Source organism: Micromonospora antibiotica, assembly GCF_017599305.1.
GTDB lineage: Bacteria > Actinomycetota > Actinomycetes > Mycobacteriales > Micromonosporaceae > Micromonospora > Micromonospora antibiotica.
Map to the genome: position 1 here is coordinate 234,653 of NZ_JAGFWR010000006.1, position 19,900 is coordinate 254,552.

General features: G+C 72.7%; 20 protein-coding genes and 1 pseudogene. 5 read left to right on the forward strand and 16 right to left on the reverse strand.

The window, feature by feature from the left end; translation table 11 throughout:
- Positions 1 to 301 precede the first annotated feature (301 nt).
- Positions 302 to 961 (forward strand): Type 1 glutamine amidotransferase-like domain-containing protein, encoded by a 660-nt coding sequence (locus JQN83_RS14170; protein ID WP_208567675.1) that lies wholly within the window; start codon positions 302 to 304, stop codon positions 959 to 961.
- 261 nt (positions 962 to 1,222) lie between these two features.
- Here JQN83_RS14170 and JQN83_RS14175 read toward each other — a convergent pair whose 3' ends face one another.
- The 3 genes from JQN83_RS14175 to JQN83_RS14185 form a co-directional block, all read right to left on the reverse strand.
- Entirely contained in the window at positions 1,223 to 1,705 is a 483-nt protein-coding gene (locus tag JQN83_RS14175; protein WP_208567597.1) for a hypothetical protein, read from the reverse strand.
- 343 nt (positions 1,706 to 2,048) lie between these two features.
- Positions 2,049 to 2,474, reverse strand: coding sequence for a GntR family transcriptional regulator (locus JQN83_RS14180; RefSeq protein ID WP_208567598.1), 426 nt, complete (start codon positions 2,472 to 2,474; stop codon positions 2,049 to 2,051).
- Entirely contained in the window at positions 2,471 to 3,169 is a 699-nt protein-coding gene (locus JQN83_RS14185; protein ID WP_208567599.1) for a hypothetical protein, read from the reverse strand. The genes JQN83_RS14180 and JQN83_RS14185 overlap by 4 nt, the downstream gene beginning before the upstream one ends.
- A gap of 239 nt (positions 3,170 to 3,408) precedes the next feature.
- Between JQN83_RS14185 and JQN83_RS14190 the strand changes: the two genes are divergently transcribed.
- Positions 3,409 to 4,671 carry a prolyl oligopeptidase family serine peptidase gene (locus tag JQN83_RS14190; protein ID WP_208567600.1) on the forward strand — a complete coding sequence of 421 codons (1,263 nt, stop codon included), beginning with the start codon at positions 3,409 to 3,411 and terminating at the stop codon, positions 4,669 to 4,671.
- Positions 4,672 to 4,727: 56 nt separating this feature from the next.
- On the opposite strand, the gene JQN83_RS14195 is transcribed toward JQN83_RS14190, so the two are convergent.
- From JQN83_RS14195 to JQN83_RS14225, 9 genes and pseudogenes are all read right to left on the reverse strand, one after another.
- Entirely contained in the window at positions 4,728 to 5,087 is a 360-nt protein-coding gene (locus JQN83_RS14195) for a MerR family transcriptional regulator (RefSeq protein WP_208567601.1), read from the reverse strand.
- Between the two features lie 20 nt (positions 5,088 to 5,107).
- Positions 5,108 to 5,563 (reverse strand): aldo/keto reductase, encoded by a 456-nt coding sequence (locus JQN83_RS33820; RefSeq protein ID WP_307799289.1) that lies wholly within the window; start codon positions 5,561 to 5,563, stop codon positions 5,108 to 5,110.
- A gap of 46 nt (positions 5,564 to 5,609) precedes the next feature.
- A pseudogene (locus tag JQN83_RS33825) lies at positions 5,610 to 5,852 on the reverse strand (aldo/keto reductase); the annotation flags it as partial.
- Positions 5,853 to 5,859: 7 nt separating this feature from the next.
- Positions 5,860 to 6,048, reverse strand: coding sequence for an aldo/keto reductase (locus tag JQN83_RS33830; protein WP_307799276.1), 189 nt, complete (start codon positions 6,046 to 6,048; stop codon positions 5,860 to 5,862).
- 247 nt (positions 6,049 to 6,295) lie between these two features.
- The gene (locus JQN83_RS14205; RefSeq protein WP_208567602.1) at positions 6,296 to 7,165 is read right to left on the reverse strand and encodes a DUF6745 domain-containing protein; all 870 of its coding nucleotides are present in this window, start codon (positions 7,163 to 7,165) and stop codon (positions 6,296 to 6,298) included.
- Positions 7,166 to 7,262: 97 nt separating this feature from the next.
- Complete coding sequence (locus tag JQN83_RS14210) at positions 7,263 to 7,982, reverse strand: glycosyltransferase family 2 protein (protein ID WP_208567603.1); 720 nt, start codon at positions 7,980 to 7,982, stop codon at positions 7,263 to 7,265.
- Positions 7,979 to 8,605 (reverse strand): class I SAM-dependent DNA methyltransferase, encoded by a 627-nt coding sequence (locus tag JQN83_RS14215; RefSeq protein ID WP_208567604.1) that lies wholly within the window; start codon positions 8,603 to 8,605, stop codon positions 7,979 to 7,981. Before JQN83_RS14215 ends, JQN83_RS14210 begins: the two co-directional genes overlap by 4 nt.
- Entirely contained in the window at positions 8,602 to 9,339 is a 738-nt protein-coding gene (locus JQN83_RS14220) for a PIG-L deacetylase family protein (RefSeq protein WP_208567605.1), read from the reverse strand. The genes JQN83_RS14215 and JQN83_RS14220 overlap by 4 nt, the downstream gene beginning before the upstream one ends.
- A complete protein-coding gene (locus JQN83_RS14225; RefSeq protein ID WP_208567606.1) occupies positions 9,333 to 10,295 on the reverse strand; it encodes an acyl-CoA dehydrogenase family protein in 963 nt (320 codons plus the stop codon). Before JQN83_RS14225 ends, JQN83_RS14220 begins: the two co-directional genes overlap by 7 nt.
- A 432-nt stretch (positions 10,296 to 10,727) precedes the next feature.
- On the opposite strand from JQN83_RS14225, the gene JQN83_RS14230 reads away from it, so the two are divergent.
- From JQN83_RS14230 to JQN83_RS14240, 3 genes are read left to right on the forward strand one after another with little or no spacing between them, the layout of a single operon-like run.
- Positions 10,728 to 11,561, forward strand: a complete 834-nt coding sequence (locus tag JQN83_RS14230; protein WP_208567607.1) for a CPBP family intramembrane glutamic endopeptidase — start codon at positions 10,728 to 10,730, stop codon at positions 11,559 to 11,561.
- Positions 11,561 to 12,718, forward strand: a complete 1,158-nt coding sequence (locus JQN83_RS14235; RefSeq protein ID WP_208567608.1) for a sensor histidine kinase — start codon at positions 11,561 to 11,563, stop codon at positions 12,716 to 12,718. Before JQN83_RS14230 ends, JQN83_RS14235 begins: the two co-directional genes overlap by 1 nt.
- A complete protein-coding gene (locus tag JQN83_RS14240) occupies positions 12,715 to 13,374 on the forward strand; it encodes a response regulator (RefSeq protein WP_208567609.1) in 660 nt (219 codons plus the stop codon). The genes JQN83_RS14235 and JQN83_RS14240 overlap by 4 nt, the downstream gene beginning before the upstream one ends.
- A gap of 45 nt (positions 13,375 to 13,419) precedes the next feature.
- Here JQN83_RS14240 and JQN83_RS14245 read toward each other — a convergent pair whose 3' ends face one another.
- From JQN83_RS14245 to JQN83_RS14260, 4 genes are all read right to left on the reverse strand, one after another.
- Entirely contained in the window at positions 13,420 to 14,649 is a 1,230-nt protein-coding gene (locus JQN83_RS14245; RefSeq protein ID WP_208567610.1) for an MFS transporter, read from the reverse strand.
- Between the two features lies 1 nt (position 14,650).
- A complete protein-coding gene (locus JQN83_RS14250; RefSeq protein ID WP_208567611.1) occupies positions 14,651 to 16,012 on the reverse strand; it encodes a condensation domain-containing protein in 1,362 nt (453 codons plus the stop codon).
- Positions 16,013 to 16,017: 5 nt separating this feature from the next.
- Positions 16,018 to 18,471, reverse strand: a complete 2,454-nt coding sequence (locus tag JQN83_RS14255; protein WP_208567612.1) for a tetratricopeptide repeat protein — start codon at positions 18,469 to 18,471, stop codon at positions 16,018 to 16,020.
- A gap of 403 nt (positions 18,472 to 18,874) precedes the next feature.
- Positions 18,875 to 19,870 (reverse strand): GlcNAc-transferase family protein, encoded by a 996-nt coding sequence (locus JQN83_RS14260; RefSeq protein WP_208567613.1) that lies wholly within the window; start codon positions 19,868 to 19,870, stop codon positions 18,875 to 18,877.
- Positions 19,871 to 19,900 lie beyond the last annotated feature (30 nt).

Consider the following 19,900-nt stretch of genomic DNA (forward strand, 5'->3'; position numbering starts at 1 on the left):
CTCACCTTTCGAGCGGGAGCACCTGGGTTGGGAAAGCGCTTTCCATTAAAGATAGGGATCGGTCGATGATGAGGCAAGGGTCACACCCAACTAGTCCAGTTTGTCGCGAAAGAACCGGTGCGGCGCACCGAGGCCGTCGGGCCGGGTCAGCGACGCGTGGGGTCGCCGCAAGGGCGCTGCAAATCCCATGACTGACAATGGCGTCGGCAAATTGCTCCGGACGGACCCGTCTGCGGGCACCGACCAATGGTGCGCAACTATCATGGCGGGCAGTCGTGAGCGCTACGGACAGGAGGCACGCGTGCGGCTCCTCCTCACGTCCGCAGGGATCACGAACGGGAGTATCCACGAGGCGCTGGTCGACCTACTGGGCAAACCGATCGCCGCCTCCAGTGCCCTCTGCATCCCCACGGCGCTGTACGGCAACCCCATGTCCGGGCCAGCCTCGGCCTGGCGTTTCATCACCGGTCACACGCCGCTGCCCATGTGCGGCCTGGGCTGGGAGTCGCTGGGGGTCCTGGAGCTGACGGCGTTGCCCAGCATCGGCGGGCAGCGGTGGGTTCCCTGGGTGCGGGACGCCGACGTCATCCTCGTGGCCGGCGGCGATGCGGCATACCTGTGCCACTGGATGCGGCACTCCGGGCTGGCGGACCTCCTGCCGTCACTGCCGGACACCGTCTGGGTGGGGCTGAGTGCGGGGAGCATGGTGCTGACCCCCCGGATCGGCGCGGAATTCGTCGCGTGGCAGTCCGCGCCCGACGACCGCACACTGGGAGTCGTCGACTTCTCGATCTTCCCGCACCTGGGTCTTGAGCCCGACAACACCATGGCTGATGCCGAGAGATGGGCGGCCGAGATCGCGGGTCCGGCGTACGCCATCGACGATCAGACGGCCATCACGGTGACCGACGGCGTCGTCGAGGTCGTCTCCGAGGGGCAGTGGCGGCGGTTCCCCTCGTAGCCACGGCCAACGGCGGTCGCCTGGTGGAGCACCCGCTCGCTCCGCCACGTACCGCAGGCGAACACCGCCGCGACGACCCGGCAAGGCGCCGTCAGCAGGCCGTGTCGCGCCTCGGCAGCTGCCCGTGCACCAGGTAGGCGGTGACGGTGCCGGTCAGGCAGGCGTTGGCCTGCCCGGATGGCGTCCATGTCCCGGGCGGCCTGCGCGGTCGTGGCGAACGGCAACGCCCAACCGGCGTGCCGGGCGCAGGCACGGGCGTACTCACGGGCCTCGACGGGCGGTGTCCTCCAGGGACTGGTACGTCGCGGTGCGCACCCAGTAGCCGCCCGGTTCCTCCTCCGGCTGGCCGCAGGTGATCGGGGTGCTGCGTTCGACGAAGCGCATGTCGAACCCGATGATGTCGTACCGGGCGAGCACCGCCGGATCGACGACGGCGGCGAGGTTCAGCGGCTCGGGCACACCGGCACCACCCGGTCCGCCACCCGTGGTGACCAGCAGACCGCGGCGCAGCGCCGGGTCGGTCGCGGCCAGCCGGGAGATCATGATGTCGATCCTGGGGCCGGCCGGCCGCGCGTGGTCGAGCGGCACCTCGACGGTGGCACAGCGCAGGCGTGTGTCATCGACACCGGGGCACGCCCGCCACGCGAGGGGCGCCCCGCCGGCCGTCCCGGCCAGGGCCGCTCCGCTGGCCGTCCCGGCCGGGGCGACGGCCATGGTGAGGCTGGCGACAACGACAGCGACCACCGCCCGCATCCACGCCTCTAACCATCGACGCCTATTCATCTGTATCGCACACGCTAAAACGCAATCCCTGACACCGCAACGGGCCGTTCCGTTGGCGCCCCCGGCCCTGCACGGTGAGGCGTCCACGATTCGTCGTCCCACGGACAGAGCCGGTGTCGAACACCGCTTGTCAACCTCGCAACTCCTCACACTTTCAGCGTCGGAGTCGGCCCCGGCAGATGATGGCGCAGGCGAGGGTGGGGAAGGCGCTTCGTGGATGTCGTCGCGGATCTCCCAGCGGATGATGAGGCGTGAGAACCAGTGCGGCAGGGGCGAGGGCCTGCTCGACGACCCGTCGTCGGGGCTACGGCAAGGATGCCTCCGATTTCGACGAACCTGGACCCTCCAGGTCGGCCCTCAGCGCGGCAGCGAGGGCGGCGGTGAGTTCGTCGTCCCCCGCACCGAGAAGGCGACCGGCAATGACGAACTCGCGGGCCCGCAGGGCCAGAGCTTCGATGCGAGCAGCTGGCTGCAGAACGGCTGCGGAAGCTACCCGGGTACCGGCTGCCCGCCTGGTGACGACCAGGCCAGCTGCCTCAAGTTCCTGGTATGCGCGAGCCACGGTGCCGTTGGCAAGCCCCAGATCGGCGGCGAGCTGCCTGACCGTCGGGAGTCGCTGTCCTTCCACAAGCACTCCCGACCGGATCAGATCCGCGATCTGCTGGCGGGCCTGCTCGAACGGAGGCACCGCCGAGGATGGGTTGATCCGAATCGCGGGGCTGCTGGTCATCCGGCCACCCCATCGGCGCCGACGTGGCGGGCAGGATCGGTCGGGGCGCTTCCAGGGAGCCGTTGCGGGGTCACCACCAGGGCACCCGCGTAGTAGCCGAACGTCGCCAGGCCGAGCCCCGCAAGGACACTGAGGGCGAGGCCCCAGGCAGGTGAACCTCCGGCGCGCCAGTCCCACTGGCGATCTGCGTACCAGAAGGCGAGCGCGGTGAACACGATCGCGAAGACCGCAGTGCACGTGTGAACCAGGCGGTGTACGGCATCGTGACGCCAGGCATTGTCCGTCGCCGTATCCGCCTCGTTGATGCCCGCCTGCGGAGCACGAACGATCAGCCATACGATCACGACGGTCAGGGCGGCGGTGACCCCGAGCGCGATCAGTGTGCTCGTAAGGCTCACCGGTGCCGCGGTACCGAAGTACTTGACCTCATGATCAGGACGTTCGGGGGTGGGGTAGCTGGCAAAACCCGCGATGCCGACTCCGAGCAGTGCGGCCACGATGACGTCACGTCTCGGCGCGTAATCGCGTACGCGCCGAGGAACCAGGCTGGCGGCACCTCGGCCACGTACCCGTCGTGGCGTCACGGCTTCACCGGCGAGAGCGCCGAGGAGGACCGCCAGCACCAAGGCTACCGGGGCCAGGTCGAACAGGTAGGTGCGGGTCAGGGCGAAGGCGGTTCCCACACCGACAGCCATCCCCGCCATTCGACAGAGCCCACCAGCAGCCATGACCCCCCCTTGTATCGACGGAATGATACAAGGGTAGCCACTTCCACAGCTTGTGTCACCCCTCTGACACAAGCGCCGGGGCGGCGTCGTCACCACACCCGGGGTACGCCGATTGATCACTCGCGTCGGCACCGGTTGCCAGCGGATCTCCGCGGCGCTAGGTTGACCCTCTATCGATGAACGTCTACGTAAGTGTCGGGGGCCGCATGTCAACGTCTGTCAGCCGGCGCACCGTCCTGGCCGGGGGCGCCGGCACGGCCATCGGCCTCGCGCTGCCCGGGGCCGCCCACGCCCACGGCCACCGCCCCACGAGCGTGAGCTTCACCCTCGACGCGACGACGCTCGACGGCGGCGAACAGGTCACCTCGGTCACCCTCGACACCGCCCGGCTCGGGCCGATCGATCCCGCCGGGCTCCACCCGGGCACGTTCACCGTGCACGCCAAGGCCACCAGCCCCGTCCCGATCGCTCCCGGCGACCTGATCTTCAGCGAGTACGACCTGGACCGCACGGTGACCGCAGCCCGGCTCGACCGGCACGGGAACATCGTGCTGGAACTGAGGCACGCCGAAGGCCAACTCGGCGGCGGCACCCTCGGCTACATCCTGAGCAGGGCCCGTAACGTCCGGCTGGACCTCGTCTACACCATCACGCAGAACGCCCCGCTCGTCCGGCGTCACGGCCCACCGCTCACCATCACCAGCTTCGTGCAGGGGCAACTGTCGAACCCCGAGGTGGACGCCTTCAGCCACCACGTCTCAGGCTCGGGCATGAAGTACCGGCTGTACTCCCCGCAGCGTCCACCCCGCCATGGTCGGCTGCCGCTGATCCTCTGGCTGCACGGGGCCGGCGAGGGCGCCTCCCTGCCCGACGACTACTACGACAACGAGACCACCCTGCGCGCCAACCGCGGCGCGTTGGGCTTCGCCACCCCGCAGGCGCAACGGATCTTCTCCGACGCGTACGTGGTCGCTCCGCAGAGCACCTCCTACTGGATGGAGGACGGCCCCCGGTTCGCCCCGCTGATCCGCGAGATCGTCGATGACCTCGTCCGCCGCAGGCGCGTCGACCCCGACCGGATCTACGTGGCAGGTTGCAGCAACGGCGGCTACATGGCCCTGAAGATGACGGTCGCCTACCCCGACCTGTTCGCCGCGTCGGTGCCGGTCTGCGGCGTCGTCGAGCCACTCGGCGCGGCGGGCCCGCCGCTGATCACCGACGCGGAACTGGCGATGATCCAGACCCCGACCTGGCTGGTCACCTCGCGCGACGACGACACGGTGCCACCCGAGACCAACACGGTCCACGCCCACCACCTCATCCCGGGATCACTGGTCACCCTGTACGACCACGTCGTCTGGAACGGCTACCAGTTCCCCGGTCACTTTTCCTGGATCTACCTGGCCCGCAACGACCCGAGCATCGGCGGCACCCACATCTGGCAGTGGATGGCCCGCCGCCGCCGCTGATCCGCCGCGTCCGCGGTCGCCCAGGCCGCTCGACCTCAGTCCGCGGCGGCTCGACCTCAGTCCGCGGCGCTGTAGTAGACGATCTTGTCGTCCAGGACCGAGATCGCGGTTTCGATCTGCCTCACGCGTCGTTGCAGTTCGCTGCGGTGCCGCACGAGGAAGCCGACCCGGTCACCCGCCGGATCCCCCTCACGCAGCATCGACGTGAACTGCCTCAGGTCGGCGATTCCCAGGCCGGCGTCACGCAGGCAGCTGATCAGTCCGATCCAGAACACGTCGTCGTCGGAGTACCGGCGCTTCCCACCGGAGTCACGGTCGACCGGGCCGATGAGTCCTTCGCGTTCGTAGTAGCGCAGGGTGTCCAGCGAGAGACCGGTACGTTCGGCCACCTGCGCCGGAGGCATCGATGCCTTCATCGCGAGCCTTCCGTTCCTGTTCAGCGAGCGTCGGCCAGCCGGGCCATCTGCTCGTCCTCCAACGGCACGTCCACCGCGTCGACGGCCTCGTCGAGCTGCGCGAGGTCACTCACGCCGACGATGGGCCGGACACCCTGCCGCAGCAGCCAGGCGAGCACCACCTGGTTACGCGTCGCCCCCGTCTCGACGCCGACCTCGTCGAGCACACCGAGGACCCGACTCGTTCCCGGATGATCGTAGGCCTCGGGTAGGGGCTTGTCAGGACGGACGTAGCCACCGTTGATCAACGGGGTGTAGGCCCACACGTCCAGGCCCTCGGTGCGCGCGTAGTCGAGATCGTCGGCGGCGAGAAGCTTGTGGCCCTGATCGGGCAAGACGGCACCGGGCCGTGGTTGCGCCAACGAATACCGCAGTTGCACCGCCGACCACTGCGCCACCCCCTGGCCCCGGGCCAGGGCCCCGCGCCTGCTCGACACGCCACGACGCGTGGTTCGCCGCCCCGACCCGGTGTACGTCCCGCCTGCTGACGAGCGCACCGAAGGCGGCGACGGTCTCAGCGAGCGGCACGCTGCGGTCCTCGCCGTGCGCCCACAACAGATCGACCGCGTCGACACCCAGCCGCGACAGGCTACCGGCGACACCCGCCGCGACCGCCCCGGCCGACAGTCCCTCGGCGGACTCGGGCCAGCGGTGCGCCACCAACGGGTCGTACCGGACCTTCGTCGCGATCCTCACCCGCGCCCGCCCGGACGCGCCTGGAGCCACGCCCCGATCACCCGCTCACTAGCCCGCCGACGCCGGCCGGGTCGGACCAGAACGCGTAGCAGTTGGCGGTGTCGATCCACTCCCCGCCAGCGTCCACGAGCCTGTCCAGCAGCGCGAACGCACGATCATGGTCCACGGTCGTGCCGTAGTTCATCGTCCCCAGCACCAGCCGGGCCACTGCCCTGTCCCCTGCCACGGCGTCGACCCTGCCACCTGGAGCGCGCTCCAGGTCAAGCCCTTCGCCCCGCCTGCCTGCCTGCCGGGGAGGCCGGTCGGCAGCTGCCCCGTCCCGGTGTTCCCGCCACACGGACCGCCGTGGGTCTCATCCGTCGAACCCGCCGGCCGGTCCGCTTCCGACCGGCCGCGGAGATCATGAGCAGCAGGGGGCCGGACCGGCAGGCCGGGACCGTGGACTGCCTGTCCCGGCCGGCGGTCGGCTCACCTCACCTGCTCAGGAGGGGTTGCCAGCCGTCGCGGTAGCACACCCCGCGAGGCAGCAACCGGATCTGGTCGTGCGCCGTGGCGACGACCGGCTCGGTGCGTACCTCCCGGGGGCGGTCCACCACGACGCAGACGTCCTCGCCGGGCCACCACCAGCCGCAGGAGCGGGCCAGGTCGGCCCAGGCGTCGACGTGTTCGGTCTCGTCCGGACCGTAGCCGGCCAGGCCGAGACGACGCAGCACGTCGTAGTAGGCGATCCAGGACGCGTCCTGCTGCCCGTACCAGCACACCGGAACCGCAGCGCCGCCGGCGAGCGCCGCGCGCACGGGCAGGTAGAACCCGTGCGCGAGGCTGCGGTGCAACGCCGTACGGATGCCCTGGTGCAACACGACCGCCAGGGGGACACCGCTGTCGAGCGCACGTGACGGTGCCAGTTCGGGCCAGGGCTGCCTGGTCCTGCCCGTACGCCCGGGGGACAGTTCCGGATCGGGGTGGGTGACGCCCGCGCCCAGTGCGCCGCGCAGCCGGGAGGCGATCATGGCGAGGTCGCTGACCAGCGGTGGTGTCCGGCGGGGCCGGGGGTCCCGGACCTGTTCGTAGAGCTGGTCGAGGGTGGGCCAGCCGGTGACCAGGGGACGTGCCGCGGCCGGCGATTCGACCCAGACGAACCGAGGTCGCGGCCGTGCTGCCCGGGCGTAGAGGGCGGTCAGGGACCGCTCGGCGGTCGCCCGGTCAGCCGGCTGCGTGGACAGGGCGTGATCGAGCCATTCCTGGCGGATCCGGGTCGCCTGCTGCCACAGGTCGTGCGGGTCGCTGTGGACAGCGGCCTGCGGGGTCTTCGCGGCGGCGTCGCGCCGCGCGGGGGCGCTCACCGCGCCAGGGCGTCGCCGCCCTTCCGGTACGAGATCATGCGACGACTATCGCCCGCCGCGCGCCGCCGGGGCAAAGGCATTTCGCCACCTCCCCGGTTCACCCGCCGCACGGCGTCCGCTCAGGCTCCACCGTCGGCGGCCGCAGGTCGGTTTCGAGGGCGTCGAGGTAGCCGGCGAAGCCGTGCGGGGCCCGACCGTGGCGGCGGGCGCTGGTCCGTACCGCACAGGCGACGTCGGTGACGACCCGCATGGCCTGGCGACGACCACGCTCGACCAGGTCGTGGTCCTCGCCGTGGCGCAGGTCGGCGAATCCACCCAGCCGCTCGTACGCGGTGGCCGCGCAGCCCAGGTTCGCACCGTGGACGTGCCGGTGACCGGTGCCGGTCAACCCCTGCCGGTACCGGTCCTCGAAGCGTTCGCGGACCTGCGTGCAGCGCGGCGCCCAGTCGCTGACCCGCACGGTCCCGACGAGCAGGTCGGTGCCGGCGCGGGCGTGACCCAACTGCCAGCCGCCCCACCGCCGGGGAACCCGGCTGTCCGCGTCGGTGGTGGCGAGCCACAACCCCTGCGGACCGTTGCGCAGCGCGTACGCCATGCCGGCGGCGCGGGCCCGGCCGACGTTGCGGACCCGCACCGTCAGCACGACGACGCCGAGACGTTCGGCGACGGCGGCCGTGGCGTCCCGGCAGTCGTCGGCCACCACGATCACCTCCGAACGCACCGGCAGGTGACGCAGCGAGTCGAGGACGGAGGTCAGACAGCCGGGCAACGACACCTGCTCGTCGTGGGCGGGCACCACGACCGCTATCCGGTTCACCACAGACCGTCGGTCTGTGCGACGGACCGGGCCGGCGGCGGCACCCGGAGGAACACGTCGAGGAGGAAGTCGGCCTCCTCGTGCCGGGCCGTCCGCGCCAGACCGGCCACGCCGCCGAGCAGCCGGTGCACGTCGTCGCCACCACGGGCGTGCTCGGCCACCGCCGGCCGCCAGTGCACCGCCACGAGCGTGCCGCCGGGGGCGAGCGAGTCCACCGTCCGGGCCACCAGCCGATCCAACCCGGCGTCGTCGAAGTAGTAACCCAACTCGGAGAGCACGACCAGGTCGAAACGGTCGTCCGGCACGGCCGGCCACTCGTCGGGAACGCGCATCCGCTCCACCCGTACGTGCGGCTGGTCCGCCAGCCGCTCCCGGGCGCTCGCCACCGGCGCGGCGGCGATGTCGACCGCCAGCAGCCGGTCGCACCGCTCGGCGAGGCGGCGGGTGAGCATGCCTGTCGAACACCCCGGTTCGAATGCCGACCGGTAACGCCGACGCGGCAGACAGGCCACCGTCACGTCGTGCTTACGCTGGTCGTACCAGCGGGTGGCGAAACCCCACGGGTCCTCCGCCCCGGCGTACATGCCGTCGAAGTATTCGGCCGGGGTGCCGGGTGGGGTCATGGCACGAACACCGTTTCGTAGGGCCGCGCGAAGCGGGCGAGAACGTGCGGGGGCAGGATCGCGGCATCGGCGGGTGCCGGCCCGAGCGGCAGCACCTGGCTCCGGAAGGCGTCGACCGCTTCCCGCTTGGCTGATCTGGCCGCGTCGGTCAGGTCGAGCCGGCGTGCCCGGTGCCACGGCACGTCGGGATGGTCCGGCCCGGCCCAGTGCCACATCCACACCGGGAACTCCAGCAGCGTCGCACCCGTACGCCGGCAGGCGGCCGCAGCCGCCCGCCCGACCGCCTCGTGGTCGGGGTGTCCGTCGCCGCGCCACGTCGTGACACACCACCGGCCCGGCACCAGCCGGGTGGTCAACGCGTCGGTGAGCGCCGCTTCGTCGACACCGCCGTCGGGATGCCCGAGATGCTCGATGACGGCGGGGGCGACCCCGAGCAGCCCGCAGGCCGTGACCGTCTCGGCCCGCCGGATCGCGGCCAGCGCCGCCCGCGAGTGCACCGTGGATTCCGGATGTGAGGCCTCGCCGTCGGTGACGACCGCGATCTCGACACCGCCGGCGAGCATCGCGACCAGGCCACCCACACCGAGCACCTCGTCGTCGGGATGGGGGGCGACGACCAGCGGCGGCACCGTCGGCGTCAGGTCGGCCAACGCCAGTGCGGGCCATCCGGCAGGTGCCGGCCAGGCACGCCAGGTGCCCTCGTCGGTGCCCGCGTCGACGATCGGCCTCACCATCCGGGGTCCCCGACCGCCGCCACCAGTTCACCGAGGTGGGCCAGGTCCGCCTCCGCGTGGCTCTGCCGCAGGTACACCGTCAGGTCGGCGACCCGTCGGGCGTGGTGGGCGTCCTGACACAACGGGCCCGCCCCCAGCGCCCTGCCGACCCGGTCCACGACGGTGGTGGCGGTCACCTCGACGGTGGCGCGCACCTGGTGCGCCAACCGGTCCGCGTCCCCGGTGGGCTTCGCGTCGACCTCGTCGGCGGCGGCGAGCAGGACCGCTCGGGCGGCGGTCAGGGCCGCGTCGACCGCCCCGAGGTGCGCCATGGCGTGCGGGCTGAGGCGGCGGTGCCGCGCCGCGTCGTGCAGGGTGTCGGCGACCCCGACCGCACCGCCGTACCAGCACGCCGCGACCCCCAGCCCGCCGTGCCAGAAACCCGGCCGCGCGGTGTAGCTGCCGGGCCCGCCGACGGGCAGGGCGGTCACGCCGTCGAAGCTGACGGTACGGCTGTCGCTGGCGGCCATGCCGACGGCGGGCCACGTGTCGGCCACCGGGGTGACCCCGGCGGCGTCGACCTCGATCACGAACAGCCGGACGCCGTCGTCGGCGGTCGCGGTGACCAGGGCCCGGGACAGCAGACCCGCCCCGGAGCACCACGGCCGGTGACCGGTCAACCGCCACCGGTGGCCGTCCCGGGTCGCGGTGACCGAAGCCGGTGCTGCCGCCCAGACGCCCCACGGCTCGCGACGCCACCCGGGATCGACCGATGCGTCGAGCTCGGCGAGGATCGCCAGGGCGTCGGCGTGCCCCTCCCCCAGCCGGGCCAACGTCAGGTCGGCGCGGCCGAGTTCGACGAAGCGCAGGAAGCGTTCACGCGTGCGTCCACCGCCGGGTGACGGCAGGTCGAGCAGCCCGGCGTGCACGGCCGACCGGAACGCCGTCCCCGGGTCCTCGCCGCCGGCGGTCAGCATCCGGTCCCCACTGCCCGGGGCGGTCTGCCGGACCGCACCGGATGGTGCCCACCCCGGCCTGATGCGCGGTCGACCACGGGCGACGGCTCCGGACGGCCGAGCGTCATCGTGTACCTCCCCGTTCGGGCGACGTGCGGCCTGTGTAGGTCGCCGCCGCAAGATGCCCCTCTCCCCCGGGGCGAAACATGGCCTGGCCCACACCGCCGCAGGTGACACCCGCGGCGTCGCCCGGCGCGCGGACCCGACACCGGACATGATCGGGGAGATGACCGTCGCGCGCCGGCGGCCCGGGCCCGTACGGCACCACCCTCGTCCCCCGTGCGAGCTACCCGCAGGTGTCCACCGCATGGTGACGATTCCCGGCCCGCGAATCCCTAGCGTTCCAGGTGACCGTGGCACTCCGGCCGCGCACCCTGCAGAGGAACCCCATCCATGCGTGTGTTGAAGCAGGTCCTGGCTGTCGTCGCTACCGGTGCCGTCGGCAGCCGGGCCGTCGCGGCGGTGCAGGACGACCCCTGGCTCACCCTGCTCCTCGGTACGGCGACCGCCGTGACCACGCTCCTCGTGTACGGGTGGGTGGTGCGCCGTACCGAACGACGGGACGTCACGGAACTGGTCCGGGCCGGCGCCGGCGCCCGGATCGCCCGGGGGACGTTGACCGGGTGCGCCATGTTCACCGTCGTCATCGTCATCATCGCCCTGCTGGGCGGCTACCACGTGCACGGCGTGGGCCCGGTGACCGGCGTGGTGGGGTTGTTCGGGTTCATGGCGGCCGCGGCCGTGACCGAGGAGGTGCTCTTCCGGGGGCTGCTGTTCCGCCTCGTCGAGGAACGCCTCGGGACCTGGCTGTCGCTGCTGGTGACCGGGGTGCTGTTCGGCCTGATCCACCTGGCCAACCCCGACGCCAACCTGTGGGGCGCGACCGCCGTCACCATCGAGGCGGGTTTCCTGCTCGCCGCCTGCTACGCCGCCACCCGCACCCTGTGGGTGCCGATCGGGCTGCACTTCGGGTGGAACTTCGCCGCCGCGGGAATCTTCAGCGTCGTGGTCTCCGGAAACGGTGAGTCGACGGGGCTGCTGGACGCCAGCATGTCGGGCCCGACGCTGCTCAGCGGCGGCGACTTCGGCCCGGAGGCCAGCCTCTGCACGGTGCTGGCGGGGCTGGTGCTGACCGTGGTGTTCCTGGGGCTGGCCCACCGCAGGGGTCGTATCGTGCCGCGCCGCCGCCCGGTCGACGCGCCGGCGGCAGACGTTACCGTCTCCTGATGGTCGACCTGCGGACGCTTGCGGAACGGTGGCGGCGCTGGCCCGTCACGGTCCGGGACCTCCCGCTGGCGCTGCTGATCGCCCTCGCCTGCGCGCCGCTGCCGGTGTTGCAGGACCGCAGCACGCAACTCGGCGACCTGCCCGGCCGCCCGTTCGACGCGCTGGCCGTGGTGGCGATCACCCTGGAGTGCCTCCCGCTGGCCGTCCGGCGGCGATGGCCCGGGATCTGCCTCGCCCTGGTGTCCGTCGGTTTCGCCATCGACCAGGTACGCGCCTACCACACGTTCGCGGGCTCCGCGCTGGCCGTCGCGTTGCTCAGCGCCGGCACCCACCTGCAACGTCGTCGGCTTACCACCGTGGTCGTGGGCTCCGCCGCGTACGTCGCCCTGGCCGTCGCCCTGCACCGGCAGGGGTCGACGGAGGGCGTGGGTGGTTTCCTCACGTTCTACCTGGCGTCGACCCTCGCCTGGGGGGTCGGGGCCTGGCTGCGGCAGAGCCGGGCCGCCGAGGTCGAGCGCCGCCGGGTGGCCGCTGCGGCCGCCCGCGCCACGGAACGTGCCCGCATCGCCGGTGAACTGCACGACATCGTGACCCACCACGTGACGGCGATGGTCGTGCAGGCCGAGGCGGCGCGCTACCTGACGGCTGCCCCGGACCGTCTCGACACCACCCTCACCGCCATCAGCGACACCGGCCGGCGGGCCATCACCGACCTGCGGATCCTGCTCGACCTGCTCAACCCCGACCACCACGGCGACCCGCGGGTGCCGTCCGTCGGCGCGTTGCACGCTCTGGTCGAGCAGACCCGGCAGGCCGGGCAGCCGGTGGAGTTCACCCAGGAGGGCAGCCCCGCCGGGACCGTCGGCGGCACGGAGGCCACCGCCTACCGGGTCGTGCGGGAGGCGCTGACGAACGCCCTGAAGTACGCCCACGGCAGCCGCACCGCCGTGCACGTCCGCCACGGGAAGAGGGAGATCACGGTGGAGGTCGACACCGACGGCCCGGGTACGCACCCCGCAGGCCCGGGTGGGAGCGGACGCGGCCTGACCGGGCTGCGCGAACGCGTCACCGTGCTCGGCGGCGAGTTCAGCGCGCAACGCCGGGACGATGACGGCTTCGTCGTCCGGGCCCGCATCCCCACCGGTGACGCGTCGTGACCGCGCCGATCCGGGTGCTGGTCTGCGACGACCAGGCGCTGATCCGTACCGGCTTCGCGACGATCATCGGCGCTCAACCCGACCTGGCGGTGGTGGGCGAGTGCGGCAACGGGCGTGCGGCGGTCGACCTCGCCGGCCGGCTGCACCCGGACGTGGTGGTGATGGACGTGCGGATGCCGGTCCTCGACGGCATCGCGGCGACCCGCCTACTGGCCGGCAGCGGGACAGCCGACCCGGTCAAGGTGCTCGTGGTGACGACGTTCAACCTCGACGAGTACGTCTATGAGGCGCTGCGCGCCGGAGCGAGCGGCTTCCTGCTCAAGGACGCGCCGCCAGCGCAGCTGCTGCACGGCATCCGCACCGTCGCCAGCGGGGCCGCGCTGCTGGCACCCGAGGTGACCCGGCAACTCGTCGGCCGGTACGCCGCACGCATCCGACCCGCCGAGGGCACCCCGGACGACACGGGCCTGACCCGGCGCGAGTTGGAGGTGCTGCGCCTGATCGCCGACGGCCTGTCCAACAGCGAGATAGCGGCCCGGCTGGTGATCAGTCAGGAGACCGTCAAGACGTACGTGTCGCGCATCCTCACCAAACTCGACCTACGCGACCGGGTGCAGGCGGTGGTGTACGCGTACCGGACCGGGCTGGTGACCTGAACGCCCCGGGAGGTTGGCCCTCTCGACGAGACCGCAACGCGCGTTCTATGTGGGCTGCCGGTCGACGGGGACACGCAGGCGCAGCAGCGGCAGGCAGGACAGGAGTAGACCCGCCGCGCCCACCCACAGGGCTGGCCGGGCACCGGCGGCGGCCCCCAGCACGGTGCCCAGCAGCGCGCCCACCGGCATCGCCCCGCCGAGCAGGAACCGCATGGTGGCGTTCATCCGGCCGAGCAGTTCGGGCGGGCACAACCGTTGGCGCAGACTGACCTGGGCCACGTTGGAGGCTGTCGCTCCCGCCCACAGCAGCAGGTAGCCGCCGGCGGCCAACCAGATCCCGCCGGCGCTGTCGATCAGCGGGGTGAGCAGGGCGAACGGCGCGGTGGCGAGGAGGCAGAGCCAGACCGAGCGGTGCTGCCCGAGCCGGCGGGTCAGCCGCCGGGCCACGACCGCGCCGAGGATGCCGCCGGCGCCGCCCGCGCTGAAGTACGCGCTGGCCGTCGCCGGGGACGCGCCCAGCTCGCTGACCAGCCGCACCGGCACCATGGTCTGCACCACCAGGGCGAACATGTTGTACGCGCCGCCGGCCAGCGCCAGCACCCGCAGCACCGGGTGGCGCAGCACGTAGGTCACGCCGTCGCGGATCTGCCCGGCGAGCCGGGACCGGCCGGTGGTGGCGGGCCGCGGATCGGCTGCCCGGATCCGGGCCAGGTACGCGGCGGACCCGGCGAAGCCCGCCGCGATCAGCAGGACGGCGGGGCCGGTGCCGGCCAGCTCCACGGCCAGCCCGGCCAGTGCGGGCCCGGCGACCTGCGCCACGGCGAGGGTGGTGCTCAGCCGGGCGTTGCCCTCGACCAGTTCGTCGGTCCGTACCACCCGGGGCAGGTAGCTCTGGTGCGCGACGTCGAAGAACACGGTGAGCACCCCGACGCCGAGGACGACGACGTACAGCTGGCCGAGCGCCACCCCGCCCGGTGCCGCCGGCACGGCCAGCAAGGCGATGAGCGCGGCCCGCCCCAGGTCGGTGCCGATGAGCAGCCGCCGTTGCCGCACCCGGTCGACGACCGCGCCGGCGGGCAGGCCGACGACCAGGAACGCCACCGTGCCCAGGGTGCCGACCAGGCCCACCTGCCAGGCGGAGGCGTGCATCGGGCCGGCCGCCACCAACGGCAGCGCCACCAGGGCCATCCGCGCACCGAACTGGCTCGCGACCGCCCCGAGCCACAGGGACCGGAAGTCGTGCTGCCGGAGCAGCCCGCCACGGTGGTGTGTCACGTCAGGTCGACGCGGCCGTGGTCGGGGTGTCGGCCGCCCGCAGCCACGTTGCCCGTAGCAGGTCGGCGGCCCGGTCGGCGGCGATGTCGGGTTGCTCGGCCAGTAGCGCGAAGAACCGGACCAGGGCGGCACCGACCGGAGCGGCGGCCGGCAGCACCTCGGGGTCGTGGTGGACGGTCACCTCGGGCTGCTCGGCCGACCACGTCACCGCCAGGTGCAGCGCGTTGTGGGCGGGGAAACCGCGCCGACCTGCGGGCGGGCGTACGCTGCCGCGCAGCAGCCGGCCCGCCGGGCCGATCGTGGCGTTGCCCAGCGTGACGGTGGGTTCCGCCGCCACCACGTTGAGCACGAGCCGACGCCGTTCCCGCAGGGCTTCCACCCCACCGAAGTCGGTGAGCCACTGGCCGAGCAGCGGCGGCGCGGCGGCGTTGACGGCGGTGAGAGCACGGACATGGTCGGCGAGCGAGGCGGACGCAGGGTGGCCCGGTGGCACGCTCACCACCGCCTCGTGCAGCGCGCCGGGCACCTCGACGCTCTCCCGGGTCCACCGGCCGCCCCGCGCGTACAGCACCGGGACGTCCGCGTCGGCCCAGAGTTCCAGCAGGAACGACAGGGCCGCCAGGAGCAGACCGGAGCCAGTCGCGCCGGTGAGGTCCCGGCCGTACCGGATGGCCCGGGTGGTTGCGCCGTCGAGCCGCAGCGGCCAGGCGGCGCTGGCGGTGGTGTCCCGCCACGGTTTCCAGTGCCCGCCGGGGAACGCGACGGCGGGAACGTCCCGGCTCATCGCCTGCGCCCAGAACTCCCGGGACGCCGCCCGGCGCGGATCGGCGGCTACCTCGGCCGCGTGCGCGAAGAACGACGGCAGCGGCGACGGCGTGCGCTCCGGATGCTGGTACGCCGCAGCCGTCCGGCGCACGAACCGGGTGTGTGTCGCGTGGTCGGCGAAGCCGTGGTCCACCACGAGGGCGAGGGCGTGCTCGTCCGGGGCCAGCCGCACCAGGCAGGCGCCGGCCAGCGGGTCGTGGCGCAGGTCGATCGGCGCGTACACCGCCTCGCCGAGGGCCGCCCCGGCCACCTCCGGCAGCTGGTCCGCCGGCACGTCGGCACAGTCCACGGTGGTCACCGGGAAGGGCTGCTCGGGTCCGTACACCAGCTCCGGGCCTCCGGCGAACCGGGCCCGCCACACGTCGTTGCCGGCGGCGACGGCCCGCATGGCGGCGGCCAGGCGCGGCACGTCCACCTCGCCCCGGACGTGCCACAGCGTCCAGGCTCGGGGCATCGGGTTGTGCCGGGGCAGGCCGGCCTCGTCGGTGTCGCTGAGCAGCAGCAGTTCGCGCTGCGCCCCGTAGGGCGGCACCCCCACCCGGCTCACCCCGTGAACGCGGGCAGCTGCGGCCACGCCGGTTGGCCCGCGATCCAGGCCGCCAGCACTCCCCCGTCGTCGGGCAGCAGACCGCGCAGGTGCAGGTCACGCAGCCGGCGCAGCGGCGTCACCCCGGTCGGCCAGTGCCCGAGCGACAGGCGGTAGCACTCGGCGGCCAGGTCCGCCCGGCCCAGCTGCTCGTGCACCTGGCCGGCGTTGAACCAGGAGATCCGGCCGTACGGGAACTGCAGGTGCGCGGCCCGCAGGTACGCCTCAAGCGCGCCACGGTGGTCGCCGGCCTGGTACCGCAGCTCGCCCGCGGTGAGCCAGGTCTTCGGGTCGATCGGGTCGATCCGCTGCGCCAACTCGTCGACCAGGGCCAGTGCGGTGTCGCGTTCGCCGAGGTGGGTGTGGGTGCGCACGGCGGTCTCCACGGCCGGGAAGTAGTTGTCGGCGGCGATGACCCGGGTGTGCCCGTCGTGCCCCTTCACCTCCCGGGCGATGCCGAGCCACCGGTCCATGTCGGCCCGGAGGAGGTCAGGGTCGCCGGTGAGGAACGGCAGGAACCCCATGGCCCGGAACCATCTGCTGGTCATGATCGCGGCGTCGAACTCGGACACCTCGGGAAGCGCGGTGTACCGGGCCAGGTCCTCCTCGCCGAGTTTGCGCCACCGGGCGATGGTGTCGGGCTCCCGGCGTCGGGCCGCGTTGACGGTGGCGTTGATGGTGGTGACCACCCGCGTGCGGGCGTACCGGACGTCGTCGCCGAGCTGGTCGTACAGGGTGCGGAAGTGCGGCTCCAGCTCGGCCGCGTGCCCCGTGGTGAGCATCTGCTCGGCGAAGATCCAGCTGGCCAGCGCGTATGCGCTCTCGGGGTCGCGTACCGGCACGTCCGGCCCGGGGACAATCCGCTTGGCCTCGGCGTGGAAACCCAGCGCGGACAGCAGCCGGCCCAGCAACGCCCGGTCCAGCAGCGGCAGGTCCGACACGTTGGCCAGCCGGTCCCGCACGTCGGGCGGGCAGCCGTCCGGTGCGGCCAGCCACGTCGCGTAGTCGGCCGAGGCGGCATCGGAGGCGTACCCGTACACCGCCGCCGTCGCCTGTAGTTCGTCGCGGAACATGGCGGCCGTGGCCCGCTGCGGGTGGATCTCCCGGAACCAGGGCTCGCGACGCTCCAGCACGGCGGCGTACGACATGAGTGGCGTGTGGATCGCGACCGGCGGTGTGTCGACCGGGTCGAGGATCGCGCTCGGATGCAGATCGAGGAACGGCCGGTAGCGCTCCAGCGGAAGCGGACGTGCCACGGCGGGGGGACCAGCCTGCGCCGCGACCGCCCACCGTACCGCGTCGGCGCAGGCTGTGCCGTCCAACGCCGGACGTCGCGCCACGAGCACCGCCAACCGGTCCCGTTCGGCACGGCGGTCCGTGGCGAGCAGGTCGGCCAGCGCCCCCACCAGCTCGCCGGTGTCCGCTGCTGGAGCCGGGGGTTCGTTGTTCGCGCCGGGCGCGGTGGGGGTCGCCAGGTCGAGCAGTCCGGCCAGCGCGGTGGTCCGCTCGGCCAGGCCGGTGCGGACGGCCACCCGGTAGTGGGTACGGGCCGTCTCGCGGTCGCCCGCCGCCCGGGCCGCGTCCGCCGCGAGGAGCCGGGTCGCCGCGCCGGTGGGATCGAGGTCCAGGGCGGCGCTGGCGAACTCGTACGCCGGCCCGGCACCGGTCCCGTTCCGGGCGGCTCGGGTGGCGGCCCGCAGCAGCGCCAGTGCGGCGTCGCGGGCGAGGAGGTCGGTCCGGTCCGTTCCCAGGTCGTGGGCGACAGCGCGGACCGTGTCGGCGTCCGGCACCGGCTCGGCCGGGGAGCGCAGTCGCGCGGTGAGGACCCGGGCCCGGACGATCACCCCGATCCGGTCGCCGGTCAGGGCAGTAGCCAGGGATTCTGCCGTGGTGAGCGCCTCGGTGGCCGGTTGCCCGTTGGTCACGGCGGACCGGGCGTGGGCGAGTGCGGTGGTGAGGCGGACCGGCAGGCCCGCCGCCTCGGGTGGCACCGGGGGCGGTGGTTGCCGGCCGTCCTCGGCGAGCAGGAGATTCCGCCAGGCGTACACCGGGGGCGGCGCGTCGGAACCGATGCGGCGCAGCAGGGTCGCGGCGTCCTCCCGGCGGCCCAGTGCGCGCATCAGTCGGGCCGCCCACAGCAGACCGGCGTGGTCCTCGATCGTGAGTCGCTCCGCCACCCCGGGTGGGACGACGAGTGGGTCCGTGGCATCGAGCAGGCCGGTGCGGCGCATCGTGCGACGCAGGTCGGCGGGCGGCACGTGGACGGGCAGCCAGCCGCAGGGGTCATCCCGGTCGGCGCAGAACAGTGCCGTTTCGGCGACCAGGGACGGCACAACCGTGGGATCGGCGGTCAGGTCGATGAGCGGGCGCAGCGGCAGTGCCGCCGGGTCCCGCCAGGTGAGGTGGGCCACCCCTGTCCTCCCGCCCGGTCGGTCGGTTGGTTCGGTGCCGAGGGGCGGACACGCGGTGAGGTGACAGCCCGTGCCCGCCCGGTTGGTGACCGGCGACGTCAGTTGATGACGGCGTTGATCAGACCCACAGCGGTTCCTTCGAGGTCCTCGTAGCGTTCCATGCTCGACACCTCCTCCCGACCGGACGAGGGAGACGGGCGATGACGGCCCCTGATCCTGCCATTCTCGCCCATCAATTGAGTCGAATCAATCTGTTGGAGCGTGGTCGGCGGCTGATGCCCGTCGTGCTCGACCGATCGGGACGGCCGCACCTGCGGCAGGTGCCAGCGGGGCGGCACGGCCGGAATCGATCAGCACCGTCGCGCTGCAGATCGGCAACAACGCCGCCGAACGCCGACGGGCATCAATGCAAGGAGGTCCCCAGACCGCCGCCCGGCGGGAGGTCACCCACCGCACCCGCCGGCGTCTCCCGCTCCGGCATCGGTTTCCAGGCGGCCGGTAGCCGACCGGCCAGCGTCTCGGCCGTCGCGGTACGCCGCTCGAAGTCGACGCCCGCGTACTCCTGGTAGGCCGTCATCGGGCGGACCGGGCCGGTGCCGTAGCCGCCCACCATGGGGTAGCGCAGCAGGGTCCGTACCCGGCGGCGGGCGGCCCGGTCCAGGTCGTACCAGTGATCCTCGCCCGGTGCCTGGTGGTCCATCCAGTGCCGGACCTGATTCTCCCGGATGTAGTAGTGCCAGGCCAGCACCTCGACCGGGTGGAACAGGTCGTAGCCCCAGGTGAAGGCGCGGGTGGCCAGGTTTATCTCCTCGCCCTGGTAGTAGATGCGCCCGTCGTAGGGCACCTCGCGGACGAACGAGCCGGGGGCGAAGAGGAATCCTGCGGCCACGAAACGGGCCGGGACCGGTGCGGTCGCCTGTTGCCAGTCCGCGATCTGGAAGTGTTTGAACCGGGGCAGGTCGTCGTGGGTCCAGCCATCGAGGAAGATCAGGGTGGGTTCGCCGCCACCGGTGAACTCGTCCGCCGGGTCGTAGGTGGGGGGATAGCAGGTCAGGATCGGTTTGTCCGCACCGGCCTGCGCGGCCATCGCGATCAGCCGGGTGTCCCAGCCGGGCGCGAAGCGGGTGTGGCTGTCGACCTGGAGGTACCAGTCGGCGTCGACGTAGTGGCGCTGGATCTGTGCCCGGGCCCAGCACACGCCGCGGCTGCTCCGGGCGTCGAACTCCAGCACGGTGACCCGGGGATCGGCGTGCAACACCGACACGTCCTCGTCGCCGAGATGCTGCCAGTTGACCACGATGCGCAGGTCGTCCGGTCGGTCGGCCTTCGCGAGGCAGTCCAGCACCGTCGGCACCAGTTCCGGATCGCGGTACGCCGCGACGGACACGAAGATGCTCACCACGGAAACTCCGTTCCTTTCTCGGTCGCG